Annotated in this window: 17 protein-coding genes; 9 read left to right on the forward strand and 8 right to left on the reverse strand. The window is 52.2% G+C overall.

Annotated features, from left to right (window positions below):
- The first annotated feature begins 15 nt into the window (after positions 1–15).
- Together FT643_RS14230 and FT643_RS14235 are read left to right on the forward strand one after the other, a co-directional pair.
- Entirely contained in the window at positions 16–1401 is a 1386-nt protein-coding gene (locus FT643_RS14230; RefSeq protein ID WP_156872074.1) for an MATE family efflux transporter, read from the forward strand.
- A 94-nt stretch (positions 1402–1495) separates the two neighbouring features.
- Positions 1496–1993 (forward strand): DUF4282 domain-containing protein, encoded by a 498-nt coding sequence (locus FT643_RS14235; RefSeq protein WP_198043549.1) that lies wholly within the window; start codon positions 1496–1498, stop codon positions 1991–1993.
- 31 nt (positions 1994–2024) lie between these two features.
- On the opposite strand, the gene FT643_RS14240 is transcribed toward FT643_RS14235, so the two are convergent.
- The 4 genes from FT643_RS14240 to FT643_RS14255 all read right to left on the reverse strand — a co-directional run bounded on the left by FT643_RS14240 (position 2025) and on the right by FT643_RS14255 (position 5193).
- Positions 2025–2645, reverse strand: a complete 621-nt coding sequence (locus FT643_RS14240) for a QsdR family transcriptional regulator (RefSeq protein ID WP_317622036.1) — start codon at positions 2643–2645, stop codon at positions 2025–2027.
- 130 nt (positions 2646–2775) lie between these two features.
- Complete coding sequence (locus FT643_RS14245; protein WP_156872076.1) at positions 2776–4245, reverse strand: DUF3336 domain-containing protein; 1470 nt, start codon at positions 4243–4245, stop codon at positions 2776–2778.
- Positions 4246–4517: 272 nt separating this feature from the next.
- Entirely contained in the window at positions 4518–4796 is a 279-nt protein-coding gene (locus tag FT643_RS23705) for a GNAT family N-acetyltransferase (protein ID WP_156872077.1), read from the reverse strand.
- Entirely contained in the window at positions 4774–5193 is a 420-nt protein-coding gene (locus tag FT643_RS14255; protein ID WP_156872078.1) for an acyl-CoA thioesterase, read from the reverse strand. Before FT643_RS14255 ends, FT643_RS23705 begins: the two co-directional genes overlap by 23 nt.
- A 291-nt stretch (positions 5194–5484) precedes the next feature.
- On the opposite strand from FT643_RS14255, the gene thiD reads away from it, so the two are divergent.
- From thiD to FT643_RS14275, 4 genes are all read left to right on the forward strand, one after another.
- Positions 5485–6282, forward strand: a complete 798-nt coding sequence (thiD, locus tag FT643_RS14260; RefSeq protein WP_156872079.1) for a bifunctional hydroxymethylpyrimidine kinase/phosphomethylpyrimidine kinase — start codon at positions 5485–5487, stop codon at positions 6280–6282.
- A 10-nt stretch (positions 6283–6292) separates the two neighbouring features.
- Positions 6293–6919, forward strand: coding sequence for a thiamine phosphate synthase (gene thiE, locus FT643_RS14265; RefSeq protein WP_156872080.1), 627 nt, complete (start codon positions 6293–6295; stop codon positions 6917–6919).
- A 29-nt stretch (positions 6920–6948) separates the two neighbouring features.
- Complete coding sequence (gene hemL, locus FT643_RS14270; RefSeq protein WP_156872081.1) at positions 6949–8229, forward strand: glutamate-1-semialdehyde 2,1-aminomutase; 1281 nt, start codon at positions 6949–6951, stop codon at positions 8227–8229.
- Positions 8230–8756: 527 nt separating this feature from the next.
- The gene (locus FT643_RS14275; RefSeq protein ID WP_156872082.1) at positions 8757–10658 is read left to right on the forward strand and encodes a DEAD/DEAH box helicase; all 1902 of its coding nucleotides are present in this window, start codon (positions 8757–8759) and stop codon (positions 10656–10658) included.
- Between the two features lie 7 nt (positions 10659–10665).
- Here the strand turns inward: FT643_RS14275 and FT643_RS14280 are convergent, their stop codons facing one another.
- Both FT643_RS14280 and mrcB read right to left on the reverse strand, forming a co-directional pair.
- A complete protein-coding gene (locus FT643_RS14280) occupies positions 10666–11169 on the reverse strand; it encodes a tetratricopeptide repeat protein (RefSeq protein ID WP_156872083.1) in 504 nt (167 codons plus the stop codon).
- Positions 11169–13643 (reverse strand): penicillin-binding protein 1B, encoded by a 2475-nt coding sequence (gene mrcB / locus FT643_RS14285; RefSeq protein ID WP_198043550.1) that lies wholly within the window; start codon positions 13641–13643, stop codon positions 11169–11171. The genes FT643_RS14280 and mrcB overlap by 1 nt, the downstream gene beginning before the upstream one ends.
- A 163-nt stretch (positions 13644–13806) precedes the next feature.
- Here mrcB and FT643_RS14290 point away from each other — a divergent pair, with 163 nt between their 5' ends.
- From FT643_RS14290 to FT643_RS14300, 3 genes are all read left to right on the forward strand, one after another.
- A complete protein-coding gene (locus FT643_RS14290) occupies positions 13807–14787 on the forward strand; it encodes an adenosine kinase (protein WP_156872085.1) in 981 nt (326 codons plus the stop codon).
- 141 nt (positions 14788–14928) lie between these two features.
- Entirely contained in the window at positions 14929–15726 is a 798-nt protein-coding gene (locus tag FT643_RS14295; RefSeq protein ID WP_156872086.1) for a Crp/Fnr family transcriptional regulator, read from the forward strand.
- A 40-nt stretch (positions 15727–15766) separates the two neighbouring features.
- Entirely contained in the window at positions 15767–16621 is an 855-nt protein-coding gene (locus FT643_RS14300) for a lysophospholipid acyltransferase family protein (RefSeq protein ID WP_156872087.1), read from the forward strand.
- An 11-nt stretch (positions 16622–16632) separates the two neighbouring features.
- On the opposite strand, the gene FT643_RS14305 is transcribed toward FT643_RS14300, so the two are convergent.
- On the reverse strand, positions 16633–17421 hold the full coding sequence (locus tag FT643_RS14305) for a heme ABC transporter ATP-binding protein (RefSeq protein ID WP_198043551.1): 789 nt from the start codon (positions 17419–17421) through the stop codon (positions 16633–16635).
- Positions 17408–18448: a FecCD family ABC transporter permease gene (locus FT643_RS14310; RefSeq protein WP_156872088.1), complete on the reverse strand. Its 1041-nt coding sequence runs from the start codon at positions 18446–18448 to the stop codon at positions 17408–17410. The genes FT643_RS14305 and FT643_RS14310 overlap by 14 nt, the downstream gene beginning before the upstream one ends.
- Positions 18449–18492 lie beyond the last annotated feature (44 nt).

Genomic DNA, 18492 nt, shown 5'->3' on the forward strand with positions numbered 1-18492 from the left:
CAGCAGTAGATTTTTATGGCCAGGGCACGGAAAAAGGACCTTCTGAACGACCCCATCATTCCCATCCTAACCAAAATGACCCTTCCCACTGTATTCGGGATTGTTGCCATTTTAATGTTCAATCTGGTCGACACCTACTTCATCAGCCTGATAGGTCCGGACGAACTGGCTGCGGTCAGTTTTACTTTTCCGGTGTCGGCTGTATTGATGAACATCTCCATGGGAATCGGTATCGGCACATCCATCCACATAGCCTCGCGTATCGGTGGCGGTGACCATGAACAGGCTGGCAAAACCGCCGCCCACGCCCTTACCCTGGCCATTACCATTGCGATACCCACCGGCATTGTCGGTATCCTCACCATCGACCCGCTGTTCCGTCTGATGGGCGCTTCAGCCGACACCATTGATCTAATCAGGGAATACATGGAACTTTGGTATGGAGGGTTTTTCCTGGTGGTGCTACCGATGGTGGGTAATAGTGTATTGCGGGCTACCGGCGACACCCATACACCCAGTATTGTGATGGCCATAGCCGGGCTGGTGAACGGGATAATGGACCCGCTGCTTATATTTGGTATTGGTCCGTTTCCGGAGCTGGGGATTCGCGGGGCAGCCATCGCCACAGTCATGTCCTGGGCGCTGTCTGCATTGGCCATTCTGGTCATCCTGATCCATAAACGCCGCCTGATGCGCATCGCGGATATATTCGGCAAGCGCAGAACCACCTGGGCAGCGATTCTGCACTTGGCGATCCCTGCCAGCGCCACCAACCTGATGATGCCGATCACCGCGATGGTGCTAACGGCAATGGCCGCCACACTCGGTCACCATGCGGTCGCGGGCTTCGGTGTCGGCACTCGTATCGAGGCCATTTCGCTTGTGATTATCATTGCTCTCTCTTCTGCCCTTGCTCCTTTTGTCGGTCAGAATTACGGGGCAGGCAACAGCATGCGGATACGGGAAAGTTTACGCTATACCCTATCTTTCGCTCTGGGGTGCGAATTATTGATTGCAGCCGTTTTGTATCTTAACGGCGACTTCGTCGCCGACCTATTTACTGAACAGGAACAAACCAAAGAAGCGATACGCTGGTATTTGCTGCTGGTGCCGCTCAGTTATGGCTGCCAGGGATTGGTGATGCTCAGCTGCTCAACGCTAAACGCGATGCACCGCCCGCTGTACGGCACTCTGATAAGCGTGTTTCGTCTGTTCGTTTTAACCATTCCCCTGGCCTGGCTTGGCAGCCACTGGTTTCAGGCAGCGGGTTTGTATGGTGGCGTTGCGGTCGCGAATGTGATTGCCGGCGTCAGTGCCGTGTTATGGTTGATTTACCGGTTACCCCAACTATCCGTTAATCATGAAATGCTCGCGCAATCACCTAATCAATTATCTAAATAATCATGCGGTAAAATAACCTGACCCGGATCGCGTTTTTTTCATAAATGAATATGAGACAATAGCGATGATTCCCCCCTTTCGCAGGATAAGCAGGATGCCGACCACGAATCGCAAAAACACGCCCTTCTCACGTGCAGGTGCAACCGCCCACAAGTTTTTTACTGCACTGTTTGATTTTTCGTTTAGCCGGTTTATTACCGTTCAGATGTTTCCCGTTTTGTACGGCATTATTCTGACCGCCACCCTGATTGCTGCTGGGTATTTTATTGTGGAAGCCTTTTTGACTTCCTGGTGGAGGGGTTTATTTTATTTATTGGTCGCCGGGCCAGTAGGATTTATTACGGTCGCCACCATCGCCCGCGCACTGATGGAGTTTTACGTGGTTGTGTTCCGTATTTCTGAGAACATGGATGAAATCCGGATAATTACAGAACGATTTTCCGGTATTTCCGAGAGCGTAGAATCCGTGCGCGGTTTTACCAAACGACTGCCTTTCTGGGGGGCGATGTCGGGGCGTCAGGAAGACGTCGCCACAGACAACCCGGAGGACCCGAAACCCAAACGTAAAAAAGAAGGTGTCTGGCCCTATTAAAAATTCGACTGCCGTGGATAAGCCTGTGCCACTAGCTGCTGCTTCCGCCCAGCAATATCCGCACCGCGGTGCAGGCATCTTCGAGCTGGCTAAGATCCGGCTTTTGCCCCATTATCATTTCACTGAAAGTACAGGATTCACCGATACGAACCATAAAGTAAGAAAGACTTTCGACTTTCATCGATGGGTTGATCATGCCTTTGTCGACTTCCTGCATTAACAAATCCGTATTGATTTCCACCATACGGGCATGAAAAGTGCTGCTTCTGGAAGAGAGGATACTGAGCGCGTACTGTCCGTCAGCCTGTAAGAAGTGCCGCAAAGGCGCCGAACCGAAAACCGCATGGTTCACTGCGCGAAACACATTGACCACATAATCCACGCCTTCGCCCGGACAATTCTGGCGAGCCGTTAACACAGTGGGTTTATAGGCAGACCAGATGATTTCCCCCATCAGCAAATCCTTATTGCCGATCCAGCGAAACAGCGTGGCCCGGCTCACTCCAAGCTCTTCTGCGATGGCGCCTAAATTCAGCTTTTGGCAATCAAGCCAATATTGTCGTGCCAGAGCAAAGGCATCCATTGGCGTTGCTCTTGTGCTGGGCTTATTATCGGCCAGTGCAATGGCTAAAGGGGTTTTGCGCTTGGACACGGCTACCTCGTGAATGCTTCAGGCCAACATCCATGTTGCTCCCTGAAAATATTGTTATATATCCAACAGATCAACGAGCTACCGTTTTTCATCAGCTGGTTACTTAATTTAAAGCACGGTTAACTTGATCTTATGCCCTGGCATGAGACTGAGAATATTCTTCCAATTCTCTTTCCTCTTCGGCTTTTAGTGCCACCAAACAGGTGTTAATGGTGCGGCTTATACTGGTTGAGTTTCTTATCATTTCCAACTGTGGCCAGGTGCTGGTTTCACCTGCGCGGATATATCTGGCGACATCATCCGGAGACGCATTGGATAAAACACGAAACGCATTCATGGGTTCTCGGGCCGGCACGATATTGATATCGCCTTGATAGCTTTGCGACACAATGGAATGCGCTTTATCAACCAATAACGCCAAACCCCGATTTGATAATTTATTTTTGGTGTAATCCAGCAGCATGTTCACATTGGAACGCGTGTTGCTTACTACCATTTCCTTGACATAACTGCCGATGGTTTTGTCCGATGACTTGTTGCGCGACAAGAACGGAATCACATGCGGATTAGTCTGGCTCACAATCGTGTGGTTCACGCCATACAACCGGGCTAAACGCTGAATCGGCAAATCATTTTTAATCGACCCATCCACCCACTGGCGGGAAGGAATATACGGTACTTTTTCACCGTTAATATTTTTCGCCCACAGCATCACGGGGGGGTACACATAAGGAATTGCACAGGATGCCAGTGAGGCTTTTCGAATCAGCACATGGGGCGATGTCACCGCATTCAGCAAACGGGATTCCTGATGTGGGTCTGCCGGTGAAACCGTGATATTCACCCGCCGTCCAGTGCGATGAAAGGCTTCTTCAAATGTCATGTCCTGTACATTACGCTCCAAACACAGCTCCAGTTGCGCGGGGTCCAGTATCCCTTTGCCGCGTAAGGTACCGCGCCACCCCACCATGCGGAACGCTTCTGCATAAATATATTCAGGGTCGAGCATCGCCTCCAGCTCGTCGTCGGTGTGGGTAGCCGCGACCGACGCCATAATGGAACCGGCACTGGAGCCGGATATAATGCTGGGCAGAAGTGAGTTTTCCCACATCGCCTTGAGTACACCCAAATGAAACATACCCAAGGCTGCGCCACCACTTAGCATCAAGCCGGATTCGCCAAATGATTGATGCGTGCGCTCAAAAAATTCGAGCTTCTGAACCAGGGAAAAATTCGGGAAGTCCGTATCGCAGATCCATTGCAGGCAGGCGCAAACTTCATCAAGGTATTCGCCGATCAGGGCTTTGGTGCCAAAATAACAATGCTGATAAAGCATTGGATTAGCGATTCGCCCTAGATTCCCGTGCAGACCTTCGTTAATGTAAAACACCAGTTGATCCACATCACCCCGTTGTCGGGCAGTGCGCAGCTCATTGAATCGCAGCCGGATCATCTTGTAATCGTAATGGGGTGAAGCGTCTTCTTCGCGCCATTCTTCGTTGCCGGATAAACGATCGTATTCACGTGCGGCATCCGCCCACGCTTGATAATCGTCCGCCGTATTCATAGCCTCAAGACAGGCCTTTAACGCTCGCTTCATAAATTTTCCTTCCCCTACTACTACAAAATATCTGTCCAATTCCGGACAGTAAAACAGTCTTACATTTTTCCTTCTTCCTTGATTATTACCTATCTTCTGCAGGTTCACGAACTCATTATGGTGGTTTTATGCAAGATTTGATTGCATTTGTAAACCTATACAAAAGTAAGGGGCTTGTTCCCTTCCGGTCAATAAAACGGGTTCTGCAAGAATTGGTTGGGGGAAGCCGGAACTAGTAAACGATTGATATACTTATGCTTTATCAGTGAACGTTAATTCAATTTTCCCCTTACAAACCAACAAGATGCCTGAATATCGAACCCTTTTGTACTGGCCCAGACAAGTCCCTCATTCACCAAAATGTCCGCTAAACCTGTGCCTCTGGCCGATTTAGGGACATAGGTGTGATTGAAGTCAATCTTGCCCTCATCCAGCAGCTGGTAGGTCATAACGGCCTGCTCGGAACCCAGATTAACCACAAAGCGGGCGAGCTCTGGCTGATGCTCTACTGTAAACCCATCCGAAGTGTTAATGATTCGCCTCCATAACATGCTCAGACAAACGCTTTTTCACGTCCGCGGGAATCGGTACTGATTTGCGCAAGTGCTTATCGAAATTAACCATGGTCGCCGTGCCGGTAGCTCGCAACGTGCCTTCTTGCCAGGCTTCCTGTCCCACCAGCACAGAAGACGTGCCGATTCGCAGGACATAAGTCCGGATCTCCACTTCCTTCCCGAAAAAGGTTTCTTCCAGGTATTCAATTTCTATTTTTGCCAATACCAGCGATACTTCTTCGGTGGACAGGCTCGGGTTGAATATCCGTAAAATGGATTCCCTGCCTTCCAGGAACCACACGGGCAATACGGTGTTATTGATGTGACCCATGGCATCGGTGTCACAAAAGCGGGGTTTGATGGTGAGTGAAAAAAGCACATCTGTTTCGGACATTAAGGCATTCTCTATAGGACAAGCGCCCCACTACAACCCGATGGACAGCACTTCATGTATTATTTTTAATCTATTAGAAGGGAACTAATTATACACGCAACCACTGCCGTGTGTCCCTACCTGCCTGCACTTTGGTTATAACTTGTTGAAGCTGAAATACTTTTTGGCAGTCCCCGCGCTCATAAAGACCCAGATTCTTCGCTTCGAATAATCCGTTTTACCAGGGGTGCTCTGGGGCTCAATAAGCGATATATTGTTGAGCTCTAACGGATAACCAAAGGGGTATAGGCTATGAATGAAATGCGTCCACCGGTCGTGATGGTTTTTGCTGGTCATGATCCCTGCGGCGGCGCTGGTATTCAAGCCGACATCGAAACCCTGACCAGCCTTGGCTGCCACCCCTGCACCGTCATTACCGCCCTGACCGCCCAGGACACCCATTGCGTAAGAGACTTTCAACCGGTGTCCGTTACGTTCATGGTGGAACAGGCGCGGGCGGTGCTGGAAGATGTACGGGTGGATGCCTTCAAGATCGGAATGACCGCCAGTGTAGAAATTATTGAAGCGATTCATACATTATTGCAGGACTATGCGGGTATCCCGGTGGTTTTCGATCCGGTAATGGCGGCGGGAGGCGGTGGTGCCCTGAGTAAAGAAAACCTGATCGAAGCCTTTACCGACCTACTCATTCCTGTCACCACTGTAATCACCCCCAATAGCCTTGAAGCCAAACTCATTTGCAGTGACGCCGACTCCCTTGATGCCTGCGCCCAGCAGCTCATGGCACTGGGGGCGGGATACGTACTGGTCACAGGAGGGCATGACAAAAGCCCTGAAATCATTAATCGGCTATGGGGCCACCGGCAGTTTCTGGAAGAGTACAAACAAAAACGCCTGCCCGGTGATTTTCACGGCACCGGGTGCACACTGTCCTCCGCTTTGGCTGGCTACATTGCTCACGGCGCTTCGGTCGCCGGGGCCGTACGCGAGGCTCAGGCCTACACCGCGAAGGCCATTCACAATAGCCGTCGCCTGGGCATGGGACAACTGATCCCGGACCGCCTGGCGTGGTCGTCAAAGGCAAGGTAATCTCATTATTATGAATTTGCGTGGATTATATGCAATCACCGACCCCGAACTCACGCCCGACCACAGCGTGCTGCATCAGGTACATCAAGCGATTAAGGGGGGCGCACGAATTATTCAATTCCGGGATAAATCCAGCCCTGACGGTTTGCGTTTGCAAATAGCGCTACAACTGCGCGCATTAACACGGGAATACAATTGCCTTTTGATCATCAACGACGACCTGGAGTTATGTCTTCAGAGCAATGCAGACGGCGTCCACCTGGGGCAGGAGGACACCCCGGTGGAGGTTGCCCGCCAGCAATTGGGACGCAGCAGAATCATCGGTGCCACCTGCCACGGGTCGGTAGACCTGGCACACAGCGCGATGGACAAAGGCGCAAATTATCTGGCTTTCGGCCGCTTTTTTCCGTCACAAACCAAACCCGATGCCGTGCCTGCACAGCTTTCCTCCGTACAGGACTTTGTTTATAACTGCCCGCTGCCTACCGTTGCCATCGGGGGCATTACCCTGAATAATGCTGCTCCGTTAATCACTGCAGGCTTTTCAATGCTGGCAGTCATACAGGATATTTTCGGCCGCGACGATACAGAAGAACAATGTCGTCAATACCAGGCTCTGTTTCATACTCATCCCTAAACCCGTTTACTAACCTTCAGGAACCCCCAATGAGTCGTTCAGCTACGTTATTTGCCGCCGCCCAATCTCATATTCCCGGTGGCGTCAACAGCCCGGTCCGCGCCTTCAAAGGCGTTGGCGGAGATCCGGTTTTTTTCAAATCCGCAAAGGGTGCTTATTTAACTGACGAAGACGACCGCCGGTATATCGATTATGTGGGCTCCTGGGGGCCGATGATTCTGGGCCACAGCCATCCGGCTATTGTGCGTGCGGTGCAGCAGGCCGCGGAACAAGGCTTAAGCTTCGGCGCTCCGACAGCCATCGAAGTAGAAATGGCGTACAAGGTCTGTGAAAACTTCGAAGGGATGGACCTGGTGCGCATGGTGAACTCCGGCACCGAAGCCACCATGACGGCAATCCGCCTGGCCAGAGGTTACACCGGCCGCGACAAGATTGTGAAATTCGAAGGTTGCTATCACGGGCATGCAGACTCACTGTTAGTAAAAGCCGGCTCCGGCGCGTTGACATTAGGCGTGCCCAATTCCCCCGGCGTTCCCGAAAGCCTGGCGCAACACACACTCACACTCGAATACAATAATATTGACCAGGTACGCGAACTATTTTCTCAAATGGGTGAACAGATCGCCTGTATTATCGTGGAACCCGTCGCGGGCAATATGAATTGCATTCCGCCTGAGAAAGGCTTCCTGGAGGGGCTCAGGGATGTGTGTGACGGCAGTGGTGCGTTGTTGATTCTGGATGAAGTGATGACCGGATTCCGTGTGGGTTTGCAGGGGGCACAAGGGCTTTACGGTATCATTCCGGATCTGACCACGTTAGGTAAAGTGATTGGCGGCGGAATGCCGGTGGGTGCGTTCGGCGGGAAAAAAGACATCATGGATCACATTGCCCCCGTCGGCCCGGTCTATCAGGCCGGTACGCTGTCCGGCAATCCGGTGGCCATGGCCGCTGGACTGGCAATGTTGGAAGGGGTTTCAGCAGCGGGTTTTTATGAGGCCCTTAGCAAGAAAGCCAATGCCTTAATGGCCGGTTTTCAAAGTGCAGCCGACGACGCAGGCATTCCTTTCACCACCAATCAGGTGGGCGGCATGTTCGGCTTTTTCTTCAGCGACGAAAACAACATTTCTCGCTTTGAACAAGTAACCCGCTGTGATCTGGAACGTTTTCAGAAATTTTACCATTTGATGCTGGAGCAAGGGGTATACCTGGCACCTAGTGCCTATGAAGCCGGATTTGTTTCTTCGGCTCACGGCGACCAGGAACTGGATCAAACTATTTCTGCTGTGCGTACGGTGATGAAGCGTTTGTAGCACACCGGTGTCCGTCTGAACCAGTCCGCGGTTGAGGCCATCGACTCGTAAATAGGTATTACAAATCGAAGGTAGCGGGCAGTAAGAACGTTCGAGGGGCACCCACAATCAAGGTGCCCCGGGTGGAAGCCCCCGCCTATTATCCTCATCCAACACATTCTGTAATTCCGCCCTGACATTCGTAGCAGACTTCTCCAGACGCACGGATTCCCCGCCATCAATTGGTAGGGGAAAGCCCCACGATGATAACAATAATTCTCATTCTATATTGAGATTCGGAGCCCGCTCGATGGGTACCACTGTAAATAACGCGTAACGTCACGCCAGGCGCGCCTGAATCTGCCCCGTAAGTATCTGAGATTGGTCATTAAAATGCGCTACACCGGTGAGACCACCATCACCCTGCCGAACGGAATCACAATATCGTTTCAGTTTCCTGGGGAAACTGCGTATAATTACGCCCTCTATAATTTCCGCTACGTACGTCCCCTCTTTTGTATTGGTAGCTCACATACAGGCCACACTGAATGTCCGACACTGAAAACAGTTCCAGCTTTGAAGAGCTGGGAATGCCCGATTTCGTGCTGAAAACCCTCAGCGAATTGGGTTATGAATCCCCCTCCCCCATTCAAGCTGCCAGTATTCCGGTATTCATGAGCGGACAGGACCTGATTGGTCAGGCGCAGACCGGCACAGGCAAAACCGCCGCATTCGCATTGCCGCTGTTAGCAAAGCTGGATGACAAATGCAAAAAGCCTCAGGTTTTGGTGTTGACGCCCACCCGTGAGCTGGCCATTCAGGTGGCCGAAGCCATTCAGCGTTATGCGCGCTACCGCAAGGGATTCCGCATTGCGCCTATCTACGGCGGACAGGATTTCAGACCGCAGCTAAATCTTTTGCGTCAGGGCGCACAAGTCGTCGTGGGCACGCCCGGACGGCTGCTCGATCATTTGCGCCGGGGCACTCTGGACATCAGCGAAGTCAAAACCCTGGTATTGGACGAAGCCGACGAAATGCTGCGGATGGGCTTTATTGATGATGTCGAAGACATACTGAGCCATTGTTCAGGAGAGCAGCAAACCGCCTTGTTCTCGGCGACCATGCCAGCACCGATTAAGCGCATCGCTGATAAATACCTGAAAAACCCCAAGCATGTGAACATCGTGGCAAAAACCGCCACCGTGGAACGCATCGAGCAAAGCTACTGGCTGGTGGACGGACGTCAGAAACAAGAAGCACTGCGCCGTTACCTGGAAACCCGAAGCTTCGATGCAGTGATTGTATTTGTGCGCACCCGTGATAGCGCCAGCGAAGTGGCCGAGAAAGTCAACGCCTGGGGCTATCGTGCAGAGGCCATTCACGGTGCGATCGGGCAAAACCAGCGCGAGAAAACCATCATCGGACTGAAGAAAAACCGTTTTGATATTCTGGTCGCTACGGATGTTGCGGCCCGTGGTCTGGATGTGGATCGATTCAGCCATGTTGTTAACTACGACATTCCCTATGATAGCGAATCCTATGTGCACCGTATCGGACGTACTGGCCGCGCCGGACGCAGCGGCGAAGCCGTCTTGTTCGTCACTCATCGTGAGAACCGATTGCTGCAAACCATTGAACGCCATACCCGCCAGAAAATTGTGCGGGCGAAAATTCCAAGCAACGACCTGGTAATGCAGCAACGCATTGAGCGTTTAAAAGAGCGCATCGCCAAAGCCGCCACCAACACACCCTCCGCGGTGGTTCAGGGTATTATTGAACAATGCTGCCACGACATGGAAATCGAGCCGGAAAATTTGGCAGCCGTGCTGTTGAATATGCTACACGAAGATCAACCGCTGGAACCCAAGCAAGAACTGACGGCTCCGGCGGGTCGTGGCAGTGAAAGCAGCGCACGTCGCCGCGACCGGGACAATGAAAGCGGGGGACGTGGACGTGATAAAGGTCGCTTACAGATTGACGAATCACCCATCGACGAAGCACCCCGACGCCTGCGGGATTACCCGGATGTGGAAATGGAACGTTTCCGTATTGAAGTGGGTAAAGCTCATGGCGTAAAACCCGGAGATATCGTGGGTGCCATTGCCAACGAAGTGGGGATCGATAGTGAGTACATCGGCGAAATAAATATGCGGGGAGAATTCTCTACTGTTGATTTGCCCGAGGGCATGCCGAAAGAATTATTTAATCAGATCAAATCGATCCGTGCCCGTAATCAGCCTCTGCGCATTACCCGTTTCGGAAAAGAAGAGCCGGATACCAGCGGCGGTTCCGCGGCGCCACGCTCGTCGAAAAAAGATCGCAAACCCGGCGGTGGCAAAGCGGGTGGCAAACCCCGCTCCAAAAAGCCAGCGGGCGGACCACGCGCATCCAAGCCAGCACGCAAACCCGGCAAATCTTCCGGTGGCGGGCGCGGCAAATCCTCTAGCTAAATCGTAATTACCAAACCGCCTGCGCGTTCTCGCGTGCGCGGTTTGCCCCTTCTTTATCCCCGGACTTTTCTTTGGCCTGCGCCACCACTAACCACGCTTCGGCTTTGGTGGTTTGCTCTGCGCCTTTTGGCTTCGACGGCAGCAATGAAACCGCCCGCTGAGCCATTTGCTGAGCGTTACGATAATCCTGCATCGCTAAACGGGTTTTAGCCAACGCCAGATATAGTGACGCAGAACGGGGAGCCATGCGAATACCACGTTCGAACTGATTAGCTGCCCCGGCGTAATCGCCACTCAATCTCAGGCTTTCGCCCTGGCTTAATAATTTATCGGCAGCGGCAACGCCGGTGGCGGAGATGGTTTCACTGTCCAGCACCTCCTCTTCGCTGACGATGGAAACCGGTTTGCTGACACAAGCACCGAGCACTAAAGCCATCAGCATTAATAAAAACATTCGTGTGTGTGTTGGATAACAGTTCAATTTTTCTATTCCTTCCGAAGATAATGACATTACTTAAATAACCCTTTAAACCAATTCAATGCCCGGCCCCCGCCGCCGCAGGATATTTCTTTTTCCGGCACACTGTCTTTGCGGATAGGCAGGTGCAGGCTGTTTTCGCAATGGGCTTTGGTGCGGGCTTGCTTTAGTGGATCAACCCAAACCCACTCAATATTATCCGGCTCTGCTAATTGCAGCGGTAACAAGTTCTGCCTCGACAGGGTGTTCGCCCAGACCGGCAATGCACCCAGCGCTCCGGTCAACGGGGTCGGTTTATTATCGTCAATTCCCATCCACACGACACCCAGATAGTTACCGCTAAAGCCCGCAAACCAACTGTCACGCTGGTCGTCGCTGGTGCCTGTTTTACCTGCCAGATTCAAATCCGGAGACAACCACAGGGAGGCGGTTTTAGCGGTACCGGACCGCACTGTTTCCTGCATCCCATAAGTCAGTGCGTAAATATCCGCTGCTTGGAAGCGCTGCTCCACTTCCAATTCATAGCGTTGCAGCGGCTGGCCATCGGCGGTGAGTACCGAACGAATGGTTCGTAACGGTGTCGCAAACCCCTCGGTGGCGATGGTCTGATACATCTGCGCCACTTCAAAGGGAGAAAGGCTGACTGCTCCCAGTGACAGCGCAGGCACCGCCGGTAACGTCTTCTCGACACCCAATCGGGTCATCGCATCCACCACCGCCGGAATACCCACATCCATTGCCAGGTTCACGGTTGCCTGATTATAGGAGTTGGCCAACGCCACCATCATCGGCACTTCGCCGTGACTTTCCTTCTCGAAGTTCTCTGGTGTCCAGGTCGTGCCGTTTGCGAGCGTATGTGTGACGGCTTCATCTTTTAATATACTTGCCAGGGTAAAGCCGCGCTCTAACGCCGCCAAATACACCGCCGGCTTGGCCAGGGAACCGATCGGGCGGAAGGCATCAAGCGCACGATTGAAGCCCTCGTAACGCAACGAGTGCCCTCCCACAATCGCGGCCACTTCGCCGGTATTACTGGAAGTAAATACCCCCGCCACTTCCAGGCCGGACAATTTTTTGCCATATTGCTTCTGTAGCGATTTCACCTGGTTTAAAGCCGCATTTTCAAAACTATTTTGTACCCAGGGGTCCAGGGTGGTAAAAATACGCAGCCCTTCCGAGCGTAAATCTTCGTCCTTGTAATCGCGACGTAACTGGCGCTTCATTAAGTCCAAAAACGCGGGATAACGAGCGTCCTCATATAGTGGCTTACGAATAACATCGAGTGGCTTTTTCACTTCCACATCATAGCTGCGCTGATCCAGTACATTCTGTTGCAGCATAAGCTGCAAAACCTGATCCCGCCGCTCTACCGATCGCTCCGGGTTACGTCGCGGATCATACCAACTCGGCCCCTTTATGATCCCCACCAACAGCGCAATCTGATGGGCTTCCAACTCACGCAACGGTTGCCCGAAATAATACAAGCTGGCCAGACCAACGCCATGAATTCCGCGTTTACCCGCCTGCCCCAAATAGACTTCGTTCAGGTAGGCTTCCAGAATGTCGTTTTTTTCATAATGAAAATCCAGCAACACAGCCATCACCGCTTCAGTGGCTTTGCGGGTCAGCGAACGTTCGCTGGTTAAATAAAAGTTTTTCACCAGTTGCTGAGTCAGCGTGCTGCCCCCCTGCCTGACTTCGCCAGACGTCACATTGGCGACCAGCGCCCGAGCGATACCTTTCGGGGAAATTCCGAAATGCTCGAAAAAGTCCCGATCTTCCACTGCCAACAAAGCTTGCACCAATAAGGGTGGCACCTGATCCAGCTTGACCAACACCCGGTCTTCATTGTGAGCGGGGTAAATACCGCCGATTAATGCCGGCTCCATTCGCACAATACCGTCACTGCCCTGTTCCGACTGCAAGCCCTGCACCCGCCCGCGATGAATATCAAAGGACACTTTTTTCGCAGCCTCCGCACCTTCCCAAAAATCGAAACCGCGCGTCGCCAATTGATAATGACTGCCTTGAGTAGTAAAACTTCCGGAGGTGGGCTCACGATCAAACACATGCCGATAATTCAACTGGCTCAGTTCGAACGCTAACTGCTCCTCCGTGATCGGCATACCGTCGTACAACTCCAGAGGGCGGGCGTAGACCTTGGCCGGAATCGACCAGCGCTTGCCTTCGAAATGGTTGGTGATCACCGCATCCAGATAAATCACACCAATCGCAGCCAAAATCACCAACACCGCACCGACCTTGATCAGCAGCGGAATAAAACGCCGGAACCCGCCACCGGAACCGGTGGACTTTTTATTTTTGACAGGCTGCTTCGGCGCGCCGCTTTTTTTCCTTGGTGCGGATTTTTTTGCGGCAACGGTTTTATTGGGCGTGCTCTTCGAAGCCTGCGCCTTTTTGTTGGCTGACGACTTTCGGGCAGCGCTGCTTTTCGGCTTCTGCGCTGGTTTCTTTTCTGTGCGGGGGGTTTTACGTTTCGAGGGCACCGACGACGGACTCCTGTTACTGGCCTGAACGGAATACAGCTGAATAGTATAACGCCTGAGATCGGCAAGCACCTGAATCGGCTTGCGTTTTTGGGTTTTGGTGAAAAGGCGGGTAGTATACTCGTTTAGTCGTGAATCCCCCAATTAACAGGTACCCAACCCCATGAAGAAATATAACGTCTATGCCATTGGTAACGCATTGGTGGATATGGAATTCGCAATAGATGATGATTTTTTAACCAAGCAAGGTATTGATAAAGGGGTAATGACCCTGGTGGACAAAAACCAGCAACAATCACTGTATGACGCTTTAGCCGGCCACAGCGGCAAAATGGCCAGTGGTGGTTCGGCGGCAAACACCATCATCGGAGTCAGTCACTTTGGCGGGAATGCCTTCTACTCCTGCAAAGTCGCAAACGATCCGGCGGGTGATTTCTATGTTCAGGATTTGGTAGCGGCCGGCGTCGACACCAATTTGCACAGGCAGCGGGAAGACGGCGTCAGCGGCAAGTGCATTGTCTTAATCACGCCAGATGCAGAGCGCACCATGCAGACGTATCTGGGCATTTCCGAAACAGTTTCGGAAGCGGAATTACAAGAACAGGCTATTACCCATTCCGATTACTGTTACCTTGAAGGCTACCTGGTGACGTCAGACAGCGGCCGCGCCGCTGCCATCAAGGCACGAAAAATTGCCGAAAAGGCGGGAGTGAAAACCGCATTGACCTTCTCGGATCCCAACATGGTGAAGTTTTTCAAAGACGGATTGCAGGAAATGCTGGGGGATAAAGTAGACCTTCTGTTCTGTAATGAAGAAGAAGCGCTCACCTGGACCGGTGCTGATGATATCGAAGCCGCAGCAGAGGAACTGAAACAGATCTGCAGTAGCTATGCGATCACTTTGGGTGAGCACGGCTCCCTGGTATTCGACGGCTCGACGCAACACCGGATTGCTGCGACTCCGGTGCAGGCAGTAGACAGCAACGGCGCCGGTGACTTGTTTGCCGGTGCATTCCTGTATGGCTTGACCCATGGTTATGACTACGTTAAGTCAGCAGAATTAGCCTCTCGTGCAGCTGGCCTTCTGGTTACCCAATTCGGCCCCCGTCTCAAAATTGACCAATATAAGTCATTGTTAAATTAATAGTTTTTAACGCGCCTTCCGGCCCGATCAAAAATGAGTAATTTGCACACTTGATCGGGCCTTCCCCTGCGATTTCTTGGGCTACAATTAATACAGGAATTACCCCTCGAATGAATCTATCGCAAGCAGGCAGGCTGACCCATGTTCTTAGAGTCCAATTTCACTGAGCAGTTTGAGAAGACGGACAATTACTGTAAGGACTTGTTATCCAAAGCATTAGTGGACATCCCACCGAGCAGCAAAGCGGTCTCGTACGCGTCATTTGAAGACCTGTACGAAGCTGAAGAAAATCAGGGCCTGGTGTTTCTTCTGGAAGAAGGCACCGTCGCTCATCAGCAGGAAAACAAGACACTTTTTCACTATGATGCCGGTGATCTTATCGGTATGTCGCAATGGGGCGGCATGCCCATCGCAAAATACTACACCGAATCCCCGGTTACTTTGGTTCCCTATAATCGTGAAGCACTGTGGCAAAAAGCCATGAGTGACGCCAAAAAAGCGCGGCAATGGGGGGACTATCTGCTTGCAGAATGCGCCCGCCATTCCAGTGTCATTGCTTCCCTTGATACGCCCGTCGACAAAACCTCATTGGGTTTTCAAACTTACTCCCCGGGTGAAACCATCATCGAAGAAGGCACCGCCTCCGACACCGTTTTCTCTATTGTTGAAGGCCACGCCAACGTGTTTGTACAAAATATTAAAGTGGGCGAAGTACTGGAAGATGAAATTTTTGGTGCTATGTCACTATTGACCAATAGCCCCCGTACTGCTTCAGTTATTGCAGACCAACGGTGTTTGGTCATGGTCGTACCTCGCAGCCAGTTCGAAATGATGATAAAAACACATCCACGGATTTGTATCAGCTTGATGGAAAATATGGCGCGACAAATTGTGTCCCTGAACGAGCAAATTACTGCCGTGCACAGCCAGGCATCATAGACCAATCCAGTTTCTATTTTTAAATTAAGGTAATTGCAGAATGAATGCGGAAGTTCAGTGTTTAGTGCCGGTAGCGCGCTTTACCCCTCCCCCTTTGCACACCGTGAAAGCAGCAAATGCATTGGCGCGGGGTTATTTCAAACCCCAGTTCACCGGTCTGGAAAACGTCAACCCGATCAATCCCGCTTTGCTGGTTGGCAACCACACCATCTATGGCATGTTGGATGGGCCGCTGTTATTCGAAAAACTTTACGAATCCAAAGGCATTGTGTTGCGCTCTCTGGGCGATCATATGCATTTCAAAGTCCCGTTGTGGCGCGATGTTTTAAAACAAAGCGGAGCGGTTCCCGGCACGCGAGAAAACTGCGCGCGCCTAATGGAAGCCGGTGAACATATACTGGTATACCCCGGAGGCGGAAGGGAAGTCGCTAAACGAAAAGGTGAAAAATACAAACTCACATGGAAAACCCGCACCGGCTTTTGCTATATGGCAATCAAACATCAATATCCCATCATCCCCGTTGCCTCTCTGGGTGCCGATGACGCTTTCGATGTGGTGCTCGATGCCTATGATTTTATGCGTACACCGGTCGCACGCCGCATTCTGAAGAGCAAACTCATTAGCAACCAAACCGCTAACGGTGATTTGCTTATGCCATTAGCAAAAGGCATCGGTCCGACCTTGATTCCCCGACCCGAAAAATTCTATTTCTCTTTTGGCGAGCCCATTGACACTCGCCCTTATGCGGGGCAGGAGAACAATAAAGAACGGCTCTGGCAACTGCGTTATCAAGTGATGCAAAGCCTGGAGCGGGAATTGGAAAAGCTGAGAGTGATGCGGGCCGGCGATAGCGACGTAGGCCTGTGGCGTAAGTTATTGACCAAGCGGAAATAGATTCCAAGACGTCAGCTAACAACCAACGGGCAACCGTAAACCGGGTGCTCTATAACCTGCGTTTTCACATTGAATACACACTCCAGCAAATCCGCGGTTAATACTTGCTGGGGGCGACCTAACGCCACCGGTTTGCCGTTGTGTAACATTAAGATACGATCTGCAAATCGCGCAGCCAAATTCAGGTCGTGCACAATCACCAAACTGGTAACCTGCGATTGGCAAATCTGCTGAACCGCATGCATTAGAGTGAGTTGGTGGGACAGGTCTAACGACGAAGTTGGTTCATCCAACAGCAAAAGGCGCTTGCCCGCTTGCACCGGCTGCCAGACCTGAGCTAAGACCCGGGCCAATTGCACCCGTTGCTTTTCGCCACCAGAAAGTTCTGTATAGGCTCGATGTTGCAGCGATAACACATCGCACAACGACATGACTTCACAGGCTATTTGTCGGTCGACCTCCGACCCGGTGGCGTGTGGCATACGCCCCATCAACACCACTTCCTGAACTTTAAAGGGGAATTGCAAACCCGAGGATTGCGGCAGTACCGCGCGCAGTGTGGCCAATTGCTCAGCCGGCCATTCAGCCAACCGCTTTTGATTAAAATTAATCTGGCCGCTGGATGGCAACCACTCGCCTGAAAGCATCTTGAATAAGGTACTTTTACCCGCTCCGTTGGGGCCGACAATGGCGATACATTCCCCGACCGACGCAGTCAGCTCGACCCCATCCACCAACCAACGGTCGCCAGCGCGATAACTCAATTGGTGCATCGACAACAGAGCACTATCCGTTTCCATAAACCAACCCTTGCCGTCGCTTTACCACTAAAAACAAAAAGAACGGTGCCCCGAGCGCGGCGGTCAGCACCCCTACCGGCAACTCTTGAGGCTGAAGCAATGTTCGCGCGGCCAAATCCGCCAGCGTGAGCAGAACCGCGCCCATTAAGGCCGCTGCCGGCAATAGCCAACGGTGATCCGGCCCGACCATCAAGCGAATAATATGCGGCACGACCAAACCGACAAACCCAATCATGCCAACCGCCGCAACCGACACGCCTACGGTAAGCGCAGCCGTCACGATAACCAGCCAGCGCAGGCGATCAACCGACACACCCAAGTGACGGGCTTCGGATTCTCCCAACAACAACGCATTCAACCCCTTCCACACCCAGGGAATCGTCAACAGGGCGATCAACAGAAGCGGACCAACCCACAACACTTTCTGCCAGGACGCCACATTAAAACTGCCCATCAACCAGTACACCAGATTGCGCAGGCGCGCGTCTTCCGCCACTGTTGCCAGATAACTGATGCTGGCGCTGGTCATCGCATTCACCGCCACCCCCGCCAGCAACATGGTCGCCACGGAAGTGCCGAGCGGACCGACCCCAAGTCGGTACACCAATGCGGTCACCAGGCTACCGCCGATAAAAGCTAACAAAGGGAGCATCAGCGCAGGGGGCAACCAGGTAACATTGGCCCCTAACACAATCGCACAAGCGGCACCCACCGCAGCCCCGCCGGAAACCCCGATCAGACTGGGATCGGCCAACGGATTACGGAACAGACCCTGCACCATTGCCCCTGACAATGCCAGACAGGCACCCACCAACGCCGCTAAAAGCACCCGCGGCAAGCGGATTTGCCAGATCACCAGATCGGCGGTCGTGTCTGCTGCATTGGCCGATATAATATGGTTCCGGATTACTGCACCCCACTCCGCCATGGGTACAGAAACGGCACCCACGCTTAACGACACCATCAAGCTGAGTAGCAATGCCAGAGTAAGAATGAGTACCAGAAGATAAGGACGAGAGTGAAACATTCCGGGTGTGCACGCTCCGAATAAGAAGCGACCCATTATAGGGA

Source organism: Ketobacter sp. MCCC 1A13808 (assembly GCF_009746715.1).
Taxonomy (GTDB): domain Bacteria; phylum Pseudomonadota; class Gammaproteobacteria; order Pseudomonadales; family Ketobacteraceae; genus Ketobacter.

Excerpts from the sequence above, each read along its gene's own strand:
- FT643_RS14305 (WP_198043551.1), bottom strand. The coding sequence starts at position 17,421 with ATGGAAACGGATAGTGCTCTGTTGTCGATGCACCAATTGAGTTATCGC.
- FT643_RS14295 (WP_156872086.1), top strand. The coding sequence starts at position 14,929 with ATGTTCTTAGAGTCCAATTTCACTGAGCAGTTTGAGAAGACGGACAAT.
- FT643_RS14310 (WP_156872088.1), bottom strand. The coding sequence starts at position 18,448 with ATGTTTCACTCTCGTCCTTATCTTCTGGTACTCATTCTTACTCTGGCA.
- FT643_RS14300 (WP_156872087.1), top strand. The coding sequence starts at position 15,767 with ATGAATGCGGAAGTTCAGTGTTTAGTGCCGGTAGCGCGCTTTACCCCT.
- FT643_RS14290 (WP_156872085.1), top strand. The coding sequence starts at position 13,807 with ATGAAGAAATATAACGTCTATGCCATTGGTAACGCATTGGTGGATATG.
- thiD (WP_156872079.1), top strand. The coding sequence starts at position 5,485 with ATGAATGAAATGCGTCCACCGGTCGTGATGGTTTTTGCTGGTCATGAT.
- thiE (WP_156872080.1), top strand. The coding sequence starts at position 6,293 with ATGAATTTGCGTGGATTATATGCAATCACCGACCCCGAACTCACGCCC.
- FT643_RS23705 (WP_156872077.1), bottom strand. The coding sequence starts at position 4,796 with ATGTTATGGAGGCGAATCATTAACACTTCGGATGGGTTTACAGTAGAG.
- FT643_RS14230 (WP_156872074.1), top strand. The coding sequence starts at position 16 with ATGGCCAGGGCACGGAAAAAGGACCTTCTGAACGACCCCATCATTCCC.
- hemL (WP_156872081.1), top strand. The coding sequence starts at position 6,949 with ATGAGTCGTTCAGCTACGTTATTTGCCGCCGCCCAATCTCATATTCCC.
- FT643_RS14280 (WP_156872083.1), bottom strand. The coding sequence starts at position 11,169 with ATGTCATTATCTTCGGAAGGAATAGAAAAATTGAACTGTTATCCAACA.
- FT643_RS14275 (WP_156872082.1), top strand. The coding sequence starts at position 8,757 with ATGTCCGACACTGAAAACAGTTCCAGCTTTGAAGAGCTGGGAATGCCC.
- FT643_RS14255 (WP_156872078.1), bottom strand. The coding sequence starts at position 5,193 with ATGTCCGAAACAGATGTGCTTTTTTCACTCACCATCAAACCCCGCTTT.
- FT643_RS14235 (WP_198043549.1), top strand. The coding sequence starts at position 1,496 with ATGCCGACCACGAATCGCAAAAACACGCCCTTCTCACGTGCAGGTGCA.
- FT643_RS14245 (WP_156872076.1), bottom strand. The coding sequence starts at position 4,245 with ATGAAGCGAGCGTTAAAGGCCTGTCTTGAGGCTATGAATACGGCGGAC.